Source organism: Acinetobacter uliginosus (genome assembly GCF_044130295.1).
GTDB lineage: Bacteria > Pseudomonadota > Gammaproteobacteria > Pseudomonadales > Moraxellaceae > Acinetobacter.
In genome coordinates, this window is sequence record NZ_JBIQOC010000086.1 from 1 (window position 1) to 18,843 (window position 18,843).

Sequence of the window (18,843 nt, forward strand, 5' to 3'; positions counted from 1 at the left end):
TTGAAAGGAAACTTTTAAGGTCACTCTTTGTGCCTGATAAAAAATGGCGAAAACAAGAAGAACCTCAATTGAGGTTCTTCTTGTGATATTTGTGGGACAGCAGTGGGAGTTCCCCTCCTTTATTAAAGGAGGGGTTAGGGGAGGATTCAAAAATTACCGCTGCTTCCTTTTTCGGTATTCCACTGGCGTTTCATTGGTCCAGCGTTTAAAGGCCCGATAAAAAGTGCTCGGCTCGGAAAATCCGGTCAGATACACAATCCGTTCCACGCTTTCTGCCGTATTGGCCAAAAGCTTTTTCGCCAATCGACAGCGATAATCCGAAAGAATTTGCTGGAAACTGGTATTGGCTTCACTCAGCTGCGTTCGTAAACGGCGCGGCGTGATATTTAGATGTGTGGCTACGGTTTCCAAAGTGGTTTCGCCACTTTCTAAAGTCGAACCAATCGCGCGGCGCACTTCACCGACCAGATCATAACGTGCCAACTCCTGCAGCTTTTCAATCGCCAGTTGCTCATGTAACTGCAATAGCTCTGGCTCTGCTTGCCATAACTGGTAATCTAAAATTGCAGGATCGAAATATAAACGGGTTTCTTTTTGCCCTAAGCTGACTGGACATTCATAGACCCGGAAATATTCATCATCAGGTGCACCCTGACTGAAATTAAAATCGATATAAATCGGCTGAAAACGACCTTCGGTAATAAACTTGAAAAAACGCAATACGCCGGATAGTGCACATTCGGAAAAATGCCGATTAACGATATTTTCGCCCCAAGGTTGCTCACCATTGGTCAAATAGCAACGGTCATCTTCAATCACCAGTTTGGCATGGAAAGCATCACTAATCAGGCGCTGATAAGCCAGTGCACGTTTGAGGCCTTCACCAAAGTTTTCACTGGAAATAAACAGGTGCTCAATCACCTGCCCCCGGTATAAAGGCAGGTGTTCACCCAAATGCAAACCAATATCGGGATCTTTACTGACCTCTTCCGCAGCCACCCAAAACGCATATTGAGCACTAAGCGGGGTACGGTCATTGGTTTCGACCTGATTTAAGGCCACACCAGCTTTCATTAAAATTTCTTCAGTTGGCAAACCTGCACGACGGATGGCTTGATAACCCAATCGTAAAACAACTGATGCATCAGTTAGCTGACCCACGCAAAGACCTTCCTTGTATGTTCTTCATTTATACTTAAAAAGATTGATTTTAGATTAACTGCGATTGACCAAACTGACAACATGACAATAGGCTTTTTTACAGAAAATCTGTATACGGAGGGTTCGCTTATTTAACTGACAGATGAACGAGCAAAGCCGCATTGCGCCTTGTTTTATGCAAAAAAATTGACTATAATTTGCGCCTTTCCAATTTATTCATTCAGGTAGGCTATGGCCAATAAAGAGGAACTCATCGAGTTCGAAGGCGTTGTCACCGAGACGCTTCCTAATACTATGTTCCGTGTACGTTTAGAAAACGGTCACGAAGTGATTGCCCACATCTCTGGTAAAATGCGTAAACACTATATTCGTATTTTAACCGGCGACAGTGTGAAAGTAGAAATGACACCTTACGATTTGACCAAGGGTCGTATTACTTACCGTGCACGCTAAGTTTTAGCGAAAGCATGAAAGCCACCTTTGAGTGGCTTTTTTATTGCCTTCAGTTTTTATTATTCAATAAAATAATTTGACACGGTTTGATCATTTAACGACTATAATTTAATTAAAATTAAACAGATATGCTAAAAAAGATGAAAATAAAATATTTAACCCTATTTTCCTGCCTGATGCTCGCAGCATGTGAAACAGGTGGTTCTCATCATCTTAACCAGTCTCTACAACAATATGTTGGTCAAACTGCAGCACAAGTTCGTAGCCAGCTTGACCTGAATAAAATGGGATTTAAAACCACTCAAGAGCCCACTCAGACAGCAGAATTGCTCAGCTATACCATTGTTCGTGATATGAATATTCCAATGGGCACGCCCAATATTAGTCACAGTATTTCGATGGGTGCACCGATGCCTACCCCTTCAAATGGTGGCTACAATATCAAGATGGAATGTCAGGTAGGATTTAACCTGAAAGACGAAATAGTTCAATCCATTCGCTATACTGGTAGAGCTTGCTAATTGCCAAGAGGGTCTATATCAGATTGAATAAGGGCTTAGCATCATGGCTACACCTCTCTGTACCGTGTATCAAATCACAACAGTATTTCTGCCTGCAATTTGCTTAACTTAAACTGATTTTATTTGGTGTGAGGACAACTCATGAAATTCACACTGATTTTAGGATACTTTACGGTTTTTAGTTTACTCACTGCATGCACGACAACATCCACGACAACCGCTATGCAGCGTGATGCCTATTTACAGCAATTCATCGGGCAGACCAGTCAAAGCATTCAAGCTAAGCTGGATTTGAACAGCATAGGTTACCAGCAGGTGTTAGCGCCTGTCGCGAATGATCAGACGCTTACTTATACCGTCATTCGTCCCGTCACCATTCCGGTACCGATGGTACAGAACCCTACCGATATCGATGCAGGTCATATCCCTATACAAGTTACACCCCGAGCACAAAGCTATGATATCAACTTGCAATGTAAAATTATCTATCGCCTAGAACACAACATTGCCACATCGGTTCATTACACTGGCCATACCTGTTAAAACACTCTGAAAAGCCATAAAAAAACGCAGCTCATGGCTGCGTTTTTTCTGTCAGGCGAACTTAGTTCAATGCAGTAACCACTGCTTGACCCATTTCAACTGTACCTACCTGAGTATTGCCTTCTGACATGATATCGCCAGTACGTAAACCCTGATCCAGTACATTGCCTACCGCATCTTCAATGGCTTGCGCTGCGGCTTCTTCACGGAAGGTATAACGCAGCATCATTGCTACAGAAAGAATGGTCGCTAACGGATTGGCAATGTTTTGGCCTGCAATGTCTGGTGCTGAACCATGACATGGCTCATACATGCCTTTACCATTTTCATCCAGTGATGCAGATGGCAACATGCCAATAGAGCCTGTAAGCATCGCTGCTTCATCAGACAGGATATCACCAAACAAGTTACCGGTTACGATCACGTCAAACTGTTTAGGCGCACGTACCAATTGCATTGCTGCATTGTCGACATACATGTGCGACAGGTTAATTTCTGGATATTGTTCAGCATGTAACTGGGTTACGGTTTGCTTCCACAATTCAGTCACTTCAAGTACGTTGGCTTTATCGACTGAACAGACTTTGCCACCACGAAGTTTCGCCATTTCAAACGCCACTTTGGCAATACGTTTGATTTCTGACTCTTTATAAACGTCAGTGTTGAAGCCTTGTTTCTCACCATTTTCCAGTTCACGGATACCACGTGGCTGACCGAAGTAGATACCACCAGTGAGTTCACGCACAATCAGGATATCCAGACCAGAAACGATTTCAGGCTTTAAACTTGAAGCACCGGCAAGTTGTGGGTAAAGAATTGCAGGACGCAAGTTTGCAAATAAATTCAATTCAGAACGGATTTTCAATAAACCACGTTCAGGACGGATTGAACGTTCAATCGTATCCCATTTTGGACCACCGACAGCACCGAGCAGGATTGCATCCGCACGTTTTGCCTGTTCTGCCGTAACGGCAGGGTACGGTTCGCCATGTGCATCAATCGCTGCACCACCCAATAAACCCTGTTCCCAAGTCAAACCCAGATTGAATTTTTCATTCACGCGTGCAAGCACCTGTTCAGCTGCTTTTACGATTTCAGGACCAATACCATCACCTGGTAAAATCAAAATATGTTTTGACATGAGTGTTTCCATTTATGAAGTCGATAGATTAAATCGACGGGATTTTAAATTTTCTTTTCCACAAACTCGCCCAGACCGGTCAAGGCATTATAGGGTCTGCAGAAACGTCGGATTGTCTTGTGTTCTTGCAGGAGATCTACACATAAGGGTTCAGGTGCAGATACATTCAGCAAGCTGCCCTGCTGTTTGTTGCGTTCACGGTACATTTTAAAAATGTAACGCTGCTTCGGCTTAAACTTGTGAAAAACATGAAGGGTTTCGGCACGATCCTTGGAAATCGGATAAAAGCGGATCACCAGTTCATGTTGCCCGGGAGGGATTGAAAGATATAACGCATTCGGCTGACTTAAGGAATTCGCCTGTAAACGTAAAATACCCGATTCAACCGCAGCACTATTCACACGGCGCTGTGCTGCATCAATAATTTGAATTTTGTTTAAACGTTCAAATTCACAGTTTGCAGTACCCGCACAGTAAATTAAGGCATTTGTTTTGCTACTTTCAGTTTCTTTTACATGTTTAATTCGTACTGTATCAATACTTTGGCATGCACTTAAGGATGCGGCCATAAGACCCAGTACAGCAAGCTGACCGTAAACTTTTGTCATTGTTCGAGCCCAACCCTCACCAAATAAAGCCAACTAAATATTTTTATGGATCTGATATTAGCAAGAGTTAGGCTGCGATACTACTAGCGCTGAAAATTCAAGCAACTAACCGTGAATTTCCTGAAATACCCACGGACGTGACTGTTTGGTCTTTTCTTCATAAGCGCGAATATCATCTGCAGCTTGTAAAGTTAAGCCAATATCATCCAGACCATTTAACAGGCAGTGTTTACGGAACGGATCGACTTCAAATTTAAACGCTTGACCCGATGGTGTACGCACTTCCTGCGCTTCCAGGTCGATGGTTAACTGATAACCTTCTGTCGCAGCACATTCCTTAAATAACTGATCGACGATCTCTTCAGACAAGATCACTGGCAACATGCCGTTTTTAAAGCTGTTGTTGAAGAAAATGTCGGCATAGCTTGGTGCAATCACGGTACGGAAACCGTATTCGTTTAACGCCCATGGCGCATGCTCACGGCTAGAACCACAACCGAAGTTGGCACGAGAAATCAACACTGTCGCGCCTTGATAACGCGGTTGGTTCAAAACGAAATCAGGATTCTTTGGACGTTTTGAATTGTCCTGGCCCGGGTAGCCTTCATCCAGATAACGCAATTCATCAAATAAGTTTTCACCAAAACCGGTACGTTTGATCGATTTCAAAAACTGCTTTGGAATAATTAAATCTGTATCGACATTGGCACGGTCTAATGGTGCAACGATACCTTGTTCAACGGTATATTTTTTCATGTCATTTGCTCCTTTAGCCGAAATTAAAACGTACGTACGTCAACGAAATGACCGGCAATCGCTGCAGCAGCTGCCATCGCAGGACTCACCAAGTGCGTACGACCGCCATTGCCCTGACGACCTTCGAAGTTACGGTTAGAAGTTGAGGCACAGTGCTCGCCCGGTTGCAATTTGTCTGCATTCATCGCCAAACACATTGAACAGCCCGGTTCACGCCATTCAAAACCAGCTTCCAAGAATACTTTATCCAAGCCTTCAGCTTCAGCCTGCTGTTTTACCAAACCAGAACCCGGAACCACCATCGCCTGTTTGATTGAAGCAGCTACTTTACGGCCTTTAATCACTTCAGCGGCAGCGCGAATATCTTCAATCCGCGAGTTGGTGCAAGAACCGATAAATACGCGGTCCAACTGAATGTCTGCCAATGCCTGACCGGCATTTAAACCCATATATTGATAAGCACGGGTCCAGTCATTACGTTGCACGTCATCTTTGGCCTGTTCCAACGTTGGAACCGCTTGGGACACCGGAATCACCATTTCAGGAGAAGTTCCCCAAGACACTTGCGGTTCAATTTCTTCACCTTGCAACACCACGACGGTATCGAAATGCGCGCCCTCATCAGAGTGCAAAGTATTCCAATAGGCTACAGCAGCATCCCACTGCTCACCTTTCGGTGCATAGTTGCGGCCTTTCACGTATTCAATGGTTTTGTCATCGACAGCGACCATACCGACACGGGCACCGGCTTCAATCGCCATGTTACATACAGTCATACGGCCTTCAATCGACATGTCACGGAACACCTGACCACCGAATTCAATCGCGTGACCGGTACCGCCTGCAGTGCCGATTTTACCGATAATCGCCAAGACCACATCTTTCGGTGTAACACCCTGACCCAATTTACCGTCAACACGCACCAACATGTTCTTCATTTTCTTTTGAACCAGGCACTGGGTCGCCAATACATGTTCAACTTCTGAAGTCCCAATACCGTGCGCCAAACAGCCAAATGCACCATGAGTTGCCGTATGCGAGTCACCACACACCACAGTCATGCCCGGCAAAGTCAAACCTTGCTCAGGCCCAACCACGTGTGCGATCCCTTGGCGAATATCGTTAATATCAAATTCAACAATATTGAAAGTTTTACAGTTGTCATCCAGCGTTTGCACCTGAATACGTGAAGTATCATCTTCAATACCGGCAATACCCTGCTCACGCTCGGTTTTTGAAGTTGGCACATTATGGTCTGGCGTAGCTACATTGGCACTTAAACGCCAAGGTTGACGACCTGCAAGCTGCAAACCTTCAAAAGCTTGTGGTGAAGTTACTTCATGTAATAAATGACGGTCGATATAAAGTAAGGCTGAGCCATCATCGCGTTGTTTTACTAAATGGTCATCCCACAATTTATCATATAAAGTTTTTGCTTTTGGGGTATTGCCTGCCATGTCGACGCGCTCCATAGAACTGGGTAATGCTTTCATTAACTTCGATTATAACCACGTATTCACATAAATCTAATTTATCATTTTTATTAGTTTAAAAACTTTTTGGAATTAATTTTAACCTTATTAAAACCCTGACTTTTGGCAAAATTTTATCTCTTGGTTTTTAAACCACACGGCTATCTCCTTATGCTCAGACTTAACAAATCAGGTATATTTAAAGCGCCGTGCAAGGAATGATGCGGACTGGATTTAGCCCGACGGGTTTTCTTTCGCTACGATAAGCTGCTCAATTGCCCGGATGAGTTCTGCTTTCGCTGCACCACATTCGGCGGCAGCCTGATTTTCATCATTTTCATCATCGGCAATTTCATAGACCTGACTGCGTTTTTCCACAGCTTCCTCAAAAATATCAAGGAGGTATTTGATGTGTTTAATATCCATATGTTCACCCTGCCAGAAAAGTATCTCTAAACAAATATCTCTAGGCGATACCATTCCCCTGTTGTTGTATTGATGGTTCAGTTTAACCAGTTAAATAATTCACAAAACCGATTAAAAATATAAAAATGTTCGTTTTTACAAATTAAATAAGACTGATTATCATTTATTCATATCCCGAGGCAAAGATTGAGGAACAAACCATGGCTCATATTCAAAAATTTGTTAATAACAACCAGCGTATGTTCAAGAAAACCTTTAGCTATTACATTATGCACATCACCATTGCCATGTTGGTCGGTTATTTCGTCACAGGAAGTATCTGGATGGCAGTAACCCTCAGTTTGCTTGAGCCGACGATTCAGGCAATCGCATTCTTCTTCCATGAAAAAATCTGGGAAGCCAAGCCAGCTCAAAGACAGAATAGCAATAATAATATAGTCATCTAAACGCTGCATCGGCCCAAACTAGAGATCATGGCTTGTCCGCTTCCTCTTTATAATCACTCCATTCATATGGGGTGATTTTTTTATTTTTAGCTGTTAAGTTCACATCTGCATACATTTTTTCCGGTCTTTTTTAAGATGAAATGCCCCTTTGATATAAAAATATTTTATAATTATTTAATTTTCATATAACCAGATATCTCCTTATGAATCTTGCTGCCTTTGAAGCGTTCATTAAAGTCATGGAAACCGGTTCTATTTCTATGGCTGCCGATTTATTGTTTATTACCCAGCCTGCTGTGACCAAACGCATTCATAGCCTGGAAGAATATTTTGGCGTGAAACTGTTTGAGTCTGCCGGTCGTGGCGTTCAGGCGACGCATGCTGCACATTCTTTATTGCCGAAAGTGAAAAACTGGCTCAATGAACTGGGCGATATTCACCATACCCTCAGTCACGAACAGGAACAGGTGCAAGGCAAGCTGAAAATTGGCACCAGCCATCATATTGGCTTGCACCATCTACCGCAGCACCTGCGCAATTATGTGCAAAAATTTCCTGACGTCACTTTAGACGTGCATTTTGTTGACTCGGAACAGGCGCATGAACAGGTACTGGCGGGTGACCTGGAACTGGCCTTTTTAACCCTCCCGCCGAAAGGGGATGAACGCCTGAGTTATGTGACCATCTGGAATGATCCGCTGGTCTTTGTGGTGGCACCTTTTCATCCGCTGGCGCAAAAAAAGCATCTGAGTCTGGAAGATTTAATTCAATATCCAAGCCTATTGCCCGCCTCGCAAACCTATACCACGCAAATCACCTTGGCAGAATTTGAAAAGCAAGGCGTTAAACCGAAAATCACCATGAGCAACAATCCGCTGGAATCCATCCGCATGCTGGTTTCAATTGGTTTGGGATGGTCGGTATTACCGAAAACCCTGCTAAATCAGGACCTGCAAATGCTGGATATTAATGTGCAAATGCAGCGTCAACTGGGCATGGTCTGGCATCCAGGGCGCACCCAGTCACGTGCCGTACAGGAATTGGTGGCCATGATGCAAAACTCCCATCTCAACTAAAACCGGCTTGAGCGCTGCATCTGCCTGGATGCAGCATTTTGTTACCTTAATCCTCAGCATAGCGGCACAGCTTTCGGGTACTTTTAAATAAAACACATAGAACCCGATGGCTTAAATGTGCAAAAGAATTCGAAGGAGTATGGGGCTATGCTGAGGGATTCATCACCAACTCTATCTATAACCAATTCACCTGAAACAACCCAGGCTAAAACACACCCAGTCAAAGCAGATGTCGATGCTCCAGATCTATGGCAAAGCGCTAAAATTTCTTTGCTGCCTACGCCCGATTTAAACTTTGCTGATGAAGCCGCGGCACGGCACGGCTTGCGTGATTATTTTCTGAATACTTTTGACAGCTATGAACGGCTGTTTGACTGTCTGAAAAATGATGCAGCCTATTACCTTAAACCCATCTCTTTACGTCATCCGCTGATTTTTTATTTTGGTCATACGGCGACCTTTTTTATCAATAAACTGCTGCTCAGCAAACTGATTCACGCACGTTTGAACCCGCAGCTGGAAAGCATTTTTGCTGTCGGGGTCGATGAAATGAGCTGGGACGACCTGAATGAGCAGCATTATGACTGGCCAAGCATCGCTGAAGTACGGGCTTATCGTGATCAGGTACGAGCACTGGTCCTGAATCTAATTGAGCATGCCCCTCTGACGTTACCCTTGAACTGGAGCCATCCGTGGTGGTCGATCCTCATGGGCATTGAACATGAACGGATTCATCTTGAAACCTCCTCGGTCCTGATTCGCCAGCAGCAGCTGGACTATGTATACAATCATCCGCAGTGGCGTGCCGAGGTCATCACGGACATTGCACCCGAAAATACCCTGATTGCTGTTCCTGCAGGACAGGTCAATTTGAACAAGACTTTCGACAGTAACTTCTATGGCTGGGACAATGAATATGGCCGGCATCAGGCAGATGTGGCCGCTTTTCAGGCTTCACAATATCTGGTTTCCAATCAGGAATTCTTGAGTTTTGTGGAAGATGGCAGTTATGCAACTGATCGCTACTGGACAGCAGAAGGACAGGCCTGGCTGAAATTTTCTCAAGCCCAGCATCCCAGCTTTTGGCGAAAAACCCCTTCAGGCTGGTCACTGCGTTTGATGCTGGAAGAAATTTCCATGCCTTGGGACTGGCCGGTAGAAGTGAATTATCTTGAAGCCAAGGCCTTTTGTCACTGGAAAGCCGAGAAAACCGGTCAAAGCATTCGCTTGCCCACAGAAGATGAGTGGTACCGATTGTATGATGTAGCAGGTTTGGATGCCAATCTGCTCAGTCCTGAAGAGGCCAATATCGAACTGAAATACGGAACCAGTCCCTGCCCGGTGAATCATTTTCAGCAGGGTGATTTTTTTGATATTCAGGGCAATGTCTGGCAATGGACTGAAACCCCGATTTATCCTTTTGACGGTTTTCAGGTACATCCGATCTATGATGATTTCAGCACCCCAACCTTTGACGGGCAACACAATCTAATCAAAGGCAGTTCCTGGATTTCTGCCGGTAATGAGGCTTTGCACAGCTCACGTTATGCTTTTCGCCGACATTTTTTCCAGCATGCCGGATTCCGCTATGTCGCTGCCTCCCAAGAACTTCAACAGTTTCAATCGCAGTATGAAACTGATCAGATGATCTCGCAATATCTGGAATTTCAGTACGGTGCAGAATATTTTAACGTGCCCAATTTCGCCCAAAGCCTGATTAACCTTGCGCAACCCTATTTTAAGGATATTGCGACAGAGAAGGCACTGGATATCGGTTGTGCCACAGGTCGGGCTAGCTTTGAACTGGCAGCTTATTTTGATCAGGTCACAGGACTGGACTTTTCCGCGCGCTTTATTCAGCAAGCGGTACAGCTGGCACAAGGTGAAACGCTACGTTATACCCTGCCAATTGAAGGTGAACTGATGGAATATAAAGCCTGTAACTTAAAAGAGTTGGGTCTGGATACCCATGCAGATCGGGTCGAATTTTTCCAGGCCGATGCCTGCAATTTGAAACCTCATTTTACTGATTACAATTTTATTCTAGCTGCGAATTTAATTGACCGCTTACATCATCCCAAAGATTTCTTAGCCGAAATCCATCAGCGTTTAAAACTGGGTGGCATTTTAATGCTGGCTTCCCCCTATACTTGGCTAGAGGAACATACTGCACCTAGTGAATGGCTCGGTGGTTTTAAAAAAAATGGGGAAAACTTCAGTACGCTAGATGGCACGACTGAACTTTTAAAAGAACACTTTGAAATGCTCGATGAACCTCAGGATGTGGCATTTGTGATTCGGGAAACCGCACGTAAATATCAACATAGCCTGTCCCAAGTGACCTTATGGAAACGGGTGAGATGAAATCTTTATCAAAAAGGCCAATCTGAGGATTGGCTTTATTTCGCTTTGATCTTTATTGAATCACTGAATCTTCATGTAAGGATTCATTTAACTGGTCAACAATAATGGCCCATGAACCATCGGATTTAATTTTTTCTGCTAAAAACTGGCGCTGTGCTTCAGTCCAATATTCCGCTTCGGTAATTTTGGTCTGGGCATTGAGCTGATGCGTGGCAATAAACAGGGCAATCGCCTCTTCACTGGAATCTAACCCTAACTGCTCAAAAAGATTGGTCATTCTTGGACGTGTTTGGCTCATTCTTCTCTCCTATTGTTCTTCAATTTCAAACTATAAATTTTATTTTTTACCCTTTTGCTTTCAGTCTACTATACGGTAAAGGCATAATCATAGTAAGGCTTATTTTATCGTCCCTTAGTCGATATAAAACATTCCATCCGGTTTAGTAGATCGGTAGACACTATCTACAAACATGCAAGGATTTCGGTGCAATCCTTTTTTATTTTTAACTTTTAAAGCAGAGAGAATAACCATATTCCATACAGCTCTCCCCTCCATCAAAACAAATTGCCTAAATCGACCAGTCCTGAATTTCCCAGTTTTGCGCTTTGGCCAAAGCCTCCAAACGCTCATCCGGATTGACCACAATGGCATGATCGGCATATTCCAGCAGGAAACGGTCATTAAATGAATCCGAATAGGCCCATGACTCATCAATATCGCGCCCTTGCAGCCATTGTTCCAGACGGATCAATTTACCCTTTTGATAACATGCAGTATTGATGACTTTACCGGTATATTTGCCATCCACCACTTCTGCATTGGTGGCAATAATTTCAGTAATACCAAACTCGTGAAAAATCGGTGCCGTAATAAAATCGGAGGTTGCGGTAATCCCGACCAGCTCGTGTCCTGCATCACGGTGTTTTTGAATGGCAGCAAAACCTTCTGGGCGCATTTGTGGACGAATGACCTTTTTCATGAATAATTCATGTAATTCAGTCAAATAATCATTATCATGCTGGGTTAAAAATTCAAAGACGAATTCGTTATAGGCAATCGGGTCAAGTTGCCCTGCTTTATAGTCTTCATAAAACTTGTCATTCATTTGACGGTGTCGGATTGGATCGACTAAACCCTCGTTTACTAAAAACTCACCCCATGAATAATCTGAATCGGTATTTAATAAGGTGTGGTCGAGGTCAAATAAAGCCAATTTCATGAAAATACTCGTAAAAACTGAAATTTAAGAAAAAAATTGTAAATCTATCTCCGCTAGTCGATAGAAATTCGTTAAGATCATAGCAATTTTTAACATTTAAGCTGTGCTTTTTTTCGAGATGGATATAGAAATAACAATCCCCGAACAAAAAGCCATACATTACAGAAGATTTAGGTAGCCAAATGATCGACTCAGAAGGTTTCCGACCGAATGTCGGGATCATTTTGGCAAACGACATTGGACAAGTTTTATGGGCAAAACGCATTGGACACAATGCTTGGCAATTTCCGCAAGGAGGGATCCAGTTTGGAGAATCCCCCGAACAGGCACTTTATCGTGAGCTGAGAGAAGAAGTTGGCTTATTGCCCGAACATGTTCAAATTGTAGCGCAAACAAAAGGTTGGCTGCGTTATCGTTTGCCGCAAAGATATATACGCCCGGATTCGGACCCGGTGTGTATTGGTCAAAAACAGAAGTGGTTTTTACTCAGGCTGACAGCGCCAGCAAAGCATATTCAGCTGGACCTGTCAGACCCACCAGAGTTTGACCAGTGGCAATGGGTAAGTTACTGGTACCCATTAGGTCAGGTCGTGAATTTTAAACGCGATGTATACCGAAGGGCGATGGTGGAACTGTGTCAGCAGTTACCCTCGCTCTAGCTCGAAAAAATTGCATGAAAATGCAGATTTTTTAGTAGCATGTTGTTATAAATAAAAACAGTTTTAAACTTATTTTGGAGCAGATTTTATGTCGAATATGCAACTGGACACCTTAAGACGCATTGTGCAAGAAATCAATGCGTCCACCAGTTTGCATGAGTCACTCGACATCATGGTCAATCAGGTTGCTGAAGCCATGCACGTGGATGTCTGCTCCATTTATCTACTCGATGAGCGTAACCAGCGTTATCTGCTCATGGCATCTAAAGGGTTAAATCCTGAAGCTGTGGGGCATGTTTCCTTACATACCAGCGAAGGTCTGGTGGGACTGGTGGGACAACGCGAAGAAATCGTCAATCTGGATAATGCACCGAAGCACGAACGCTTTATGTACCTGCCTGAAACCGGAGAGGAAATTTATAATTCCTTCCTCGGTGTTCCGGTGATGTACCGCCGTAAGGTTATGGGCGTATTGGTAGTGCAAAATAAGGAACCGCAAGATTTTAGCGAAGCAGCGGAATCGTTCCTGGTCACCCTGTGTGCCCAGCTGTCCGGTGTGATTGCTCATGCCCATGCCGTCGGCAATATCGATGTGTTCCGCAAGCCAAGCAATCTACCCGCTTATAAAACCTTTCAGGGCGTTTCCGGTTCAGGCGGGATTGCTTTAGGGCGTGCGGTAATTCTCTACCCGCCTGCAGATCTGGCGGCTGTACCTGATCGTGAAGCAGATGACATCAGTGAAGAACTGGAACTTCTGGATGCCGCATTAAATGCAGTGCGTCAGGAAATTCAGGCACTGGATGAAAAAATGCAGGATGCCTTAATGGCTGAAGAACGGGCTTTATTTAGCGTGTTCTTGCGCATGCTGGATGAAAATTCCCTGCCTGCTGAAATTAAGGCTGAAATCCGCGATGGTAACTGGGCACAGGGTGCAGTCCGTATTGTCATTGATAATCACATTGCCCTGTTCGCACAAATGGAAGATGACTATTTACGCGAACGTGTGTCCGACCTGAAAGATCTCGGTCGCCGTATTCTGGCATTTTTACAGGAAGCCGATGCCAGCCATCGTGAACTGACCGATGAAAGCATTCTGATCGGGGAAGACATTTCAACCGCGGCACTGGTTGAATTACCGGTGGATAAAATTGCCGCAATTGTCACCACCGAAGGTGCCATGAACTCACATATGGTGATTGTGGCACGTGCACTGGGCATTCCAACTGTAGTCGGTGTGACTGAACTGCCAATCAATACCCTAGATGATGTGGAGATGATTGTCGATGCCCATCAGGGACGGGTGTTTATCAATCCGCCGCGCCGTTTACGTACACGCTATAAAGAAATCCAGAAAGAAGAAGAACAGCTGGCGAAAGACTTAAAACAATACGAAACCAAAGATGCCATTACGCCTGATGGTGTGGCAGTCAAACTGTATGTGAATACCGGTTTAATGATTGATGTCGTTCGCGGGGTACAGCGTGGTGCTAAAGGCGTAGGTTTATACCGCTCTGAAATTCCGTTTATGTTGCGTGATCGCTTCCCTGGTGAAGAAGAGCAGCGTGCCATTTACCGCCAGCAGCTCAGTCACTTTGCCAATAAACCTGTGGTGATGCGTACCCTCGACATTGGTGCAGATAAAGATTTACCGTATTTCTCGATTGAAGAAGAAAACTCGGCGCTGGGCTGGCGCGGCATCCGTTTTACCCTGGATCATCCTGAAATTTTCTCTTCCCAGATTCGTGCCATGCTGAAAGCCAGTATTGGTCTGAATAACCTGCATATTTTGCTGCCCATGATCACCAGTGTCAGTGAAGTGGAAGAAGCCCTCTATCTGCTGGATCGTGACTGGACCGCAGTGCAGGAAGAAGAACAGGTTAAAATTACCAAACCCAAAATTGGCATTATGGTTGAAGTACCGAGTGTGCTATTACAGATTGAAGAATTTTCTGAACTGGTGGATTTTTTCTCGGTGGGTTCAAATGACTTGACCCAGTATTTACTGGCAGTCGACCGTAATAATCCTCGGGTTGCCAATGTCTACTCGCATTTCCACCCTGCCGTCTTACGCGCTTTAAGCCGTTTGGTTCAGGAATGTCATAAATATGACAAACCGGTCAGCATTTGTGGAGAAATGGCTGGCGACCCATTGGCGGCTGTGCTGCTGATGGCGATGGGCTTTAATACCCTGTCGATGAGTTCAAGCAATATTTTGCGGGTACGTAAGGCCATTTGTCATGTGCCGATGAGCGATGCACAGGAACAACTGGAACGCGTATTAAAAATGAGTAATCCACTGATGGTGAAAAGCTGGATGGAGTATTACTTCAAGACCCATGGTCTGGGCGATATGGTGAAATCTGCTACCCGTATTGTGAGTGCTTAATTCTATTCAGATGTAAGAAAATACGGTGAAATAAAAAGGGAGATAATCATTTGAGTATCTCCCTTTTTTGTGCTTGTCATAGCCACGTTTTGCATTTTTCTTTCGGTCTACAAAGACCTGGCTTTTGTTGACCTCATACATGTGTTTGGCCACAAAGTTGTGAATCACCACTTCTGGCAGTACTTTTTTCTTTGCCATTTTACTCACCTGTTTTCGAGTTTCACATCATAGATGATGTTGAGCATATATTGCGCTTTTTTATACAGAATTCAAGTAGTTTTTCGGATTGGATAAATTTATTAAAAAATTATTTATTTCATATACTTAATATCATATTTTAAGCACTTACTCCGACTCAGTATTAGAATTTCGGCATATTAAAAAAATGCATGGTCAAATAGCCCAGAAAGAGCAGCCAGATTAAAATAATCACACCTGCCGCCCAACGGTTGACCGGCCGTTCTGCCAATAGCGAGGCACGAATCCTGCAATCGTCTATAATTTTTTGGGGCGTCAGCTTAATCACCAATAACAGCCCCAAGGGCACAATAATAATATCATCCAAATAGCCCAGCACCGGAATAAAATCTGGAATCAGATCAATCGGAGATAGCGCATATGCAGCAATAATTAGTGCCAGTATTTTGATCCAGACGGGCGTTCGCTCATCTTTAGCCACCAGCCAAACCACCAGAACATCTTTTTTAATGGTTTTGGCCCATTGTTTAATTTTTTGATACATACAGGTACTGAAAATCAAAAATTTATAAATGACATGTTAAATAAGTTTTCTTAAATAAATATAAGTTTTGCAGCTTTAACATTTTTTATGTAAGTGGTAGAAGGACAACTTTTATTACAAATCACAATAAAAAATAAATTTATTAAAGAATTTTCCTCATTTAGAAAATTCACAATATATTTTGAGTACGCAAAAGAGAGATTCTTAACATTTAATTATTTAATTCTCCCTCCCTCTCTTGCGAAATATATTTCTCATCCCATAGGGAGGGAGAATTTCGATTGTGAATTCCCTCTCATTCCAGAAGATGAATAGCACGGCTACAAGGGAGAGGTGCTTTTAACACTGAATAATTAAAAAGTGGAGTACAAGCGAAGGCTAGAAAGAGGGCAATTTACACAGCCAACGCCCTTTCCAGCACCCGCTCTACATCCACCTGCTTCGCTGCAATCATCCCCACCACTCTCCCATGAAACTTGCTGTAGCGAGACTGGATAAATCCGTTTGCGACAAAATCAGGTGAATAGCGTTTCAACAAGACCGCTTGGGCTAAAATGGTTAAACGACTGACCAGACTGCGTCCCATAAATTGCAGCTCATCTGCAGGCTGCTGAAACAGTTTAAACAGTTCTTGCAGTTCCTGTTTTAGGGTTTCATCTTGCATTGCAGTTGATGCCAGATCTTTAAACAATAACTCAATAGATTCAGGTTCACGACCAATAGCGCGCAGCACATCCAGGCACATGACATTGCCAGAACCTTCCCAAATAGTATTCACCGGGGCTTCTTTAAAAATACGCGCCATGATGCCGTTATCGACATAACCATTGCCGCCAAACACTTCCATCATCTCGCCAGTCAATTCGACTGCACGCTTGCAGATCCAGAACTTGGAGGCTGGTGTCATGATTCTTTTCCACGCCACGGACAGAGCATCATCCGATTCATAACAATGCGCCAAATGGAAACTTAACTGCATCGCGGCTTCGGTTTCCAGGGCTAAATCCGCGAGTACTGCTTGCATCAACGGCTGTTCGACTAAATGTTTACCAAAAGCTTTGCGCTGACGGGTATAGGCAATGCATTGCACCAAAGCCTGACGTAGCATGGCGGTACTGCCCACAGAACAGGTCAGACGGGTGTAATTGGCCATTTCAATAATGGTCGGAATACCACGACCTGCTTCACCGATCATGATGCCCCAGGCATCCTTAAACTCGACTTCCGAACTGGAGTTGCTGCGGTTGCCGACTTTTTCTTTGAGGCGCTGCACATGAATATGGTTCTTGGTTCCATCCTCCAGCCAGCGCGGGACAAAAAAACAGGCCAAGCCATCCTGCTCGGTTTTCGCCACCACCAGATGTGCATCACACATTGGGGCAGAGAAAAACCATTTATGCCCGGTCAGCAAATAGGCGTGGCCACGACCTGATTCAGCTACAGGCATAGCAAAAGTTTCATTGGCGCGCACATCGGAACCACCCTGCTTTTCGGTCATGCCCATACCGAGCCAGATTGATGTTTTCTGGGCAATCGGCAGGTCACGTTCATCGTATTCGGTAGAGAGTAGTTTCTCGCCAATTTTGGCCCACAGTTCAGGTTCACGCTGAATCAGGGGAATGCTGCCAAGCGTCATCGAAGTTGGACACAGACTGCCACACTCCACCTGCCCGCTTAAGTAAAAACGCGCTGCCCATTCCACCCATTTGGAGGAAGATGCCGCATGATTAAATGGATGAGCATGGCTGTCGAACTTGCGGTTTAAAGCCATCCATTTGTGCCATGCAGGATGAAACTCAATGTAATCTTTACGGCGGCCACGGGCATCGAAGGCATGCAGAATAGATGTATGTTTATTGGCTAAATCGGCATATTGATAATATTCAGCTGATCCCACCACTTTACCCATATCACACAAGGTTGCTTGATCATGGCTGCCATAACGCTTCAATATTTCATGTAAAATCGTATCTGATGAAAATAAATTGTAATCTTGTAGTTCATCAAACTGGTTGCTGATTTGATGGGTCATCCATGTCTGATTCGATGTATTCATCGTCTATATTTCCTGCTTGTTGTTCTGGGTTTTTCATTCCAGTATAGAGAAAAAATAGCCACAGCATGTTCGGCTTTGTTTGATCAAGAGTTCTATGAAAAATCCACAGATTCAAGTACGGCGTAAGCCACGCCAGTCACGGGCCAAACTGACGCAGGAAGCCTTGCAGGACAGTTTTGTTCGGCTTTTGCATGAGCATGCCGCACATGACATTACCATTCGGGAAATTACCGATTTGGCAGGCGTAGGCTTGGGCACGTTTTATGAATATTTTTCTAAAAAGGAAGATTTGATTGCGCTGACCATTCACAGACACGTAAAAAACAATGCCGAGGACTTAAAAACTTATGCACACAGCCTGATCAAGTTATCCACAAATTTGGCTCTGGATGAGTACTTAAAGCAAGTGATTCATTATCAGCTTGAGCAGATTCAGGCACAGCAGTTTTTATGGGCGCAGACGTTTTTGCTGGAACGGCAGATTTCCAATATTGAAAGTTACCGTAAAAGTTATGAGATGATGGTGCAAATGTGGCAAAGCATTCTTGCGCCGTTTCTTCAAGATGCTGAACAGCTGAAGCGAATGAGTTTAAATGTACAACGGGTGTGTTATGGCTTTGTGTCGCAGACTTTGTTGATAGAGCCTGAATTTGTGGATTGGGAGGAGTTGGAAAAAGATATTATTCAAACTTTGGTCAACTTAACTTCTATAGGACTTACGCATTGACAGATTCAAAAAAGTATTAAAATGCTTTATAAAGTATCTGTGATCAGACGAATTAAACATGCTTCTACAGCAACTTGTACATTACC

The 18,843-nt window shown here is 43.9% G+C and carries 20 protein-coding genes; 9 read left to right on the forward strand and 11 right to left on the reverse strand.

Annotation, left to right across the window (positions count from 1 at the left end; translation table 11 throughout):
- Positions 1 to 153: 153 nt before the first annotated feature.
- Complete coding sequence (locus tag ACE01T_RS14400) at positions 154 to 1,161, reverse strand: AraC family transcriptional regulator (protein WP_086195313.1); 1,008 nt, start codon at positions 1,159 to 1,161, stop codon at positions 154 to 156.
- A gap of 231 nt (positions 1,162 to 1,392) precedes the next feature.
- On the opposite strand from ACE01T_RS14400, the gene infA reads away from it, so the two are divergent.
- The 3 genes from infA (at position 1,393) to ACE01T_RS14415 (ending at position 2,678) form a co-directional block, all read left to right on the forward strand.
- Complete coding sequence (gene infA, locus ACE01T_RS14405) at positions 1,393 to 1,614, forward strand: translation initiation factor IF-1 (RefSeq protein WP_001284370.1); 222 nt, start codon at positions 1,393 to 1,395, stop codon at positions 1,612 to 1,614.
- 140 nt (positions 1,615 to 1,754) lie between these two features.
- Complete coding sequence (locus ACE01T_RS14410) at positions 1,755 to 2,135, forward strand: hypothetical protein (RefSeq protein ID WP_086195312.1); 381 nt, start codon at positions 1,755 to 1,757, stop codon at positions 2,133 to 2,135.
- Positions 2,136 to 2,276: 141 nt separating this feature from the next.
- Positions 2,277 to 2,678 (forward strand): hypothetical protein, encoded by a 402-nt coding sequence (locus ACE01T_RS14415; RefSeq protein WP_086195311.1) that lies wholly within the window; start codon positions 2,277 to 2,279, stop codon positions 2,676 to 2,678.
- A 61-nt stretch (positions 2,679 to 2,739) separates the two neighbouring features.
- Here ACE01T_RS14415 and leuB read toward each other — a convergent pair whose 3' ends face one another.
- The 5 genes from leuB to ACE01T_RS14440 all read right to left on the reverse strand — a co-directional run bounded on the left by leuB (position 2,740) and on the right by ACE01T_RS14440 (position 7,081).
- Entirely contained in the window at positions 2,740 to 3,819 is a 1,080-nt protein-coding gene (leuB, locus tag ACE01T_RS14420) for a 3-isopropylmalate dehydrogenase (RefSeq protein ID WP_180176482.1), read from the reverse strand.
- Between the two features lie 44 nt (positions 3,820 to 3,863).
- Positions 3,864 to 4,427: a hypothetical protein gene (locus ACE01T_RS14425; protein WP_086195309.1), complete on the reverse strand. Its 564-nt coding sequence runs from the start codon at positions 4,425 to 4,427 to the stop codon at positions 3,864 to 3,866.
- A 105-nt stretch (positions 4,428 to 4,532) separates the two neighbouring features.
- On the reverse strand, positions 4,533 to 5,183 hold the full coding sequence (gene leuD, locus ACE01T_RS14430) for a 3-isopropylmalate dehydratase small subunit (protein WP_086195308.1): 651 nt from the start codon (positions 5,181 to 5,183) through the stop codon (positions 4,533 to 4,535).
- Between the two features lie 23 nt (positions 5,184 to 5,206).
- Complete coding sequence (leuC, locus tag ACE01T_RS14435) at positions 5,207 to 6,640, reverse strand: 3-isopropylmalate dehydratase large subunit (RefSeq protein WP_086195307.1); 1,434 nt, start codon at positions 6,638 to 6,640, stop codon at positions 5,207 to 5,209.
- 249 nt (positions 6,641 to 6,889) lie between these two features.
- On the reverse strand, positions 6,890 to 7,081 hold the full coding sequence (locus tag ACE01T_RS14440; RefSeq protein ID WP_086195306.1) for a hypothetical protein: 192 nt from the start codon (positions 7,079 to 7,081) through the stop codon (positions 6,890 to 6,892).
- Positions 7,082 to 7,281: 200 nt separating this feature from the next.
- Between ACE01T_RS14440 and ACE01T_RS14445 the strand changes: the two genes are divergently transcribed.
- From ACE01T_RS14445 to ovoA, 3 genes are all read left to right on the forward strand, one after another.
- Positions 7,282 to 7,527 carry a DUF2061 domain-containing protein gene (locus ACE01T_RS14445; RefSeq protein ID WP_086195305.1) on the forward strand — a complete coding sequence of 82 codons (246 nt, stop codon included), beginning with the start codon at positions 7,282 to 7,284 and terminating at the stop codon, positions 7,525 to 7,527.
- A gap of 203 nt (positions 7,528 to 7,730) precedes the next feature.
- Positions 7,731 to 8,603 carry a LysR family transcriptional regulator gene (locus ACE01T_RS14450; RefSeq protein ID WP_092819079.1) on the forward strand — a complete coding sequence of 291 codons (873 nt, stop codon included), beginning with the start codon at positions 7,731 to 7,733 and terminating at the stop codon, positions 8,601 to 8,603.
- 147 nt (positions 8,604 to 8,750) lie between these two features.
- Positions 8,751 to 10,967 carry a 5-histidylcysteine sulfoxide synthase gene (gene ovoA / locus ACE01T_RS14455; RefSeq protein ID WP_180176484.1) on the forward strand — a complete coding sequence of 739 codons (2,217 nt, stop codon included), beginning with the start codon at positions 8,751 to 8,753 and terminating at the stop codon, positions 10,965 to 10,967.
- Positions 10,968 to 11,019: 52 nt separating this feature from the next.
- On the opposite strand, the gene ACE01T_RS14460 is transcribed toward ovoA, so the two are convergent.
- Positions 11,020 to 11,265 (reverse strand): DUF2789 domain-containing protein, encoded by a 246-nt coding sequence (locus ACE01T_RS14460; RefSeq protein WP_086195302.1) that lies wholly within the window; start codon positions 11,263 to 11,265, stop codon positions 11,020 to 11,022.
- 271 nt (positions 11,266 to 11,536) lie between these two features.
- Positions 11,537 to 12,187, reverse strand: a complete 651-nt coding sequence (locus ACE01T_RS14465) for an HAD family hydrolase (RefSeq protein ID WP_086195301.1) — start codon at positions 12,185 to 12,187, stop codon at positions 11,537 to 11,539.
- Positions 12,188 to 12,369: 182 nt separating this feature from the next.
- On the opposite strand from ACE01T_RS14465, the gene ACE01T_RS14470 reads away from it, so the two are divergent.
- Both ACE01T_RS14470 and ptsP read left to right on the forward strand, forming a co-directional pair.
- A complete protein-coding gene (locus tag ACE01T_RS14470) occupies positions 12,370 to 12,846 on the forward strand; it encodes an RNA pyrophosphohydrolase (protein ID WP_086195300.1) in 477 nt (158 codons plus the stop codon).
- An 88-nt stretch (positions 12,847 to 12,934) separates the two neighbouring features.
- The gene (gene ptsP / locus ACE01T_RS14475) at positions 12,935 to 15,232 is read left to right on the forward strand and encodes a phosphoenolpyruvate--protein phosphotransferase (protein WP_180043131.1); all 2,298 of its coding nucleotides are present in this window, start codon (positions 12,935 to 12,937) and stop codon (positions 15,230 to 15,232) included.
- Between the two features lie 6 nt (positions 15,233 to 15,238).
- On the opposite strand, the gene ACE01T_RS14480 is transcribed toward ptsP, so the two are convergent.
- The 3 genes from ACE01T_RS14480 to ACE01T_RS14490 form a co-directional block, all read right to left on the reverse strand.
- A complete protein-coding gene (locus tag ACE01T_RS14480; RefSeq protein ID WP_180043130.1) occupies positions 15,239 to 15,430 on the reverse strand; it encodes a DUF7230 family protein in 192 nt (63 codons plus the stop codon).
- 163 nt (positions 15,431 to 15,593) lie between these two features.
- Positions 15,594 to 15,974, reverse strand: coding sequence for a YkvA family protein (locus ACE01T_RS14485; protein ID WP_180043129.1), 381 nt, complete (start codon positions 15,972 to 15,974; stop codon positions 15,594 to 15,596).
- 394 nt (positions 15,975 to 16,368) lie between these two features.
- On the reverse strand, positions 16,369 to 18,030 hold the full coding sequence (locus ACE01T_RS14490) for an acyl-CoA dehydrogenase family protein (RefSeq protein WP_395519540.1): 1,662 nt from the start codon (positions 18,028 to 18,030) through the stop codon (positions 16,369 to 16,371).
- A 94-nt stretch (positions 18,031 to 18,124) separates the two neighbouring features.
- Between ACE01T_RS14490 and ACE01T_RS14495 the strand changes: the two genes are divergently transcribed.
- Positions 18,125 to 18,757, forward strand: coding sequence for a TetR/AcrR family transcriptional regulator (locus ACE01T_RS14495; RefSeq protein WP_395519541.1), 633 nt, complete (start codon positions 18,125 to 18,127; stop codon positions 18,755 to 18,757).
- The last annotated feature ends 86 nt before the right edge of the window (positions 18,758 to 18,843 follow it).

Bases quoted from the DNA above. Each gene is read 5' to 3' on its own strand.
- infA (WP_001284370.1), top strand. From the start codon at position 1,393: ATGGCCAATAAAGAGGAACTCATCGAGTTCGAAGGCGTTGTCACCGAG.
- ACE01T_RS14410 (WP_086195312.1), top strand. From the start codon at position 1,755: ATGAAAATAAAATATTTAACCCTATTTTCCTGCCTGATGCTCGCAGCA.
- ACE01T_RS14415 (WP_086195311.1), top strand. From the start codon at position 2,277: ATGAAATTCACACTGATTTTAGGATACTTTACGGTTTTTAGTTTACTC.
- leuB (WP_180176482.1), bottom strand. From the start codon at position 3,819: ATGTCAAAACATATTTTGATTTTACCAGGTGATGGTATTGGTCCTGAA.
- ACE01T_RS14425 (WP_086195309.1), bottom strand. From the start codon at position 4,427: ATGACAAAAGTTTACGGTCAGCTTGCTGTACTGGGTCTTATGGCCGCA.
- leuD (WP_086195308.1), bottom strand. From the start codon at position 5,183: ATGAAAAAATATACCGTTGAACAAGGTATCGTTGCACCATTAGACCGT.
- leuC (WP_086195307.1), bottom strand. From the start codon at position 6,640: ATGGCAGGCAATACCCCAAAAGCAAAAACTTTATATGATAAATTGTGG.
- ACE01T_RS14440 (WP_086195306.1), bottom strand. From the start codon at position 7,081: ATGGATATTAAACACATCAAATACCTCCTTGATATTTTTGAGGAAGCT.
- ACE01T_RS14445 (WP_086195305.1), top strand. From the start codon at position 7,282: ATGGCTCATATTCAAAAATTTGTTAATAACAACCAGCGTATGTTCAAG.
- ACE01T_RS14450 (WP_092819079.1), top strand. From the start codon at position 7,731: ATGAATCTTGCTGCCTTTGAAGCGTTCATTAAAGTCATGGAAACCGGT.
- ovoA (WP_180176484.1), top strand. From the start codon at position 8,751: ATGCTGAGGGATTCATCACCAACTCTATCTATAACCAATTCACCTGAA.
- ACE01T_RS14460 (WP_086195302.1), bottom strand. From the start codon at position 11,265: ATGAGCCAAACACGTCCAAGAATGACCAATCTTTTTGAGCAGTTAGGG.
- ACE01T_RS14465 (WP_086195301.1), bottom strand. From the start codon at position 12,187: ATGAAATTGGCTTTATTTGACCTCGACCACACCTTATTAAATACCGAT.
- ACE01T_RS14470 (WP_086195300.1), top strand. From the start codon at position 12,370: ATGATCGACTCAGAAGGTTTCCGACCGAATGTCGGGATCATTTTGGCA.
- ptsP (WP_180043131.1), top strand. From the start codon at position 12,935: ATGTCGAATATGCAACTGGACACCTTAAGACGCATTGTGCAAGAAATC.
- ACE01T_RS14480 (WP_180043130.1), bottom strand. From the start codon at position 15,430: ATGGCAAAGAAAAAAGTACTGCCAGAAGTGGTGATTCACAACTTTGTG.
- ACE01T_RS14485 (WP_180043129.1), bottom strand. From the start codon at position 15,974: ATGTATCAAAAAATTAAACAATGGGCCAAAACCATTAAAAAAGATGTT.
- ACE01T_RS14490 (WP_395519540.1), bottom strand. From the start codon at position 18,030: ATGAATACATCGAATCAGACATGGATGACCCATCAAATCAGCAACCAG.
- ACE01T_RS14495 (WP_395519541.1), top strand. From the start codon at position 18,125: ATGAAAAATCCACAGATTCAAGTACGGCGTAAGCCACGCCAGTCACGG.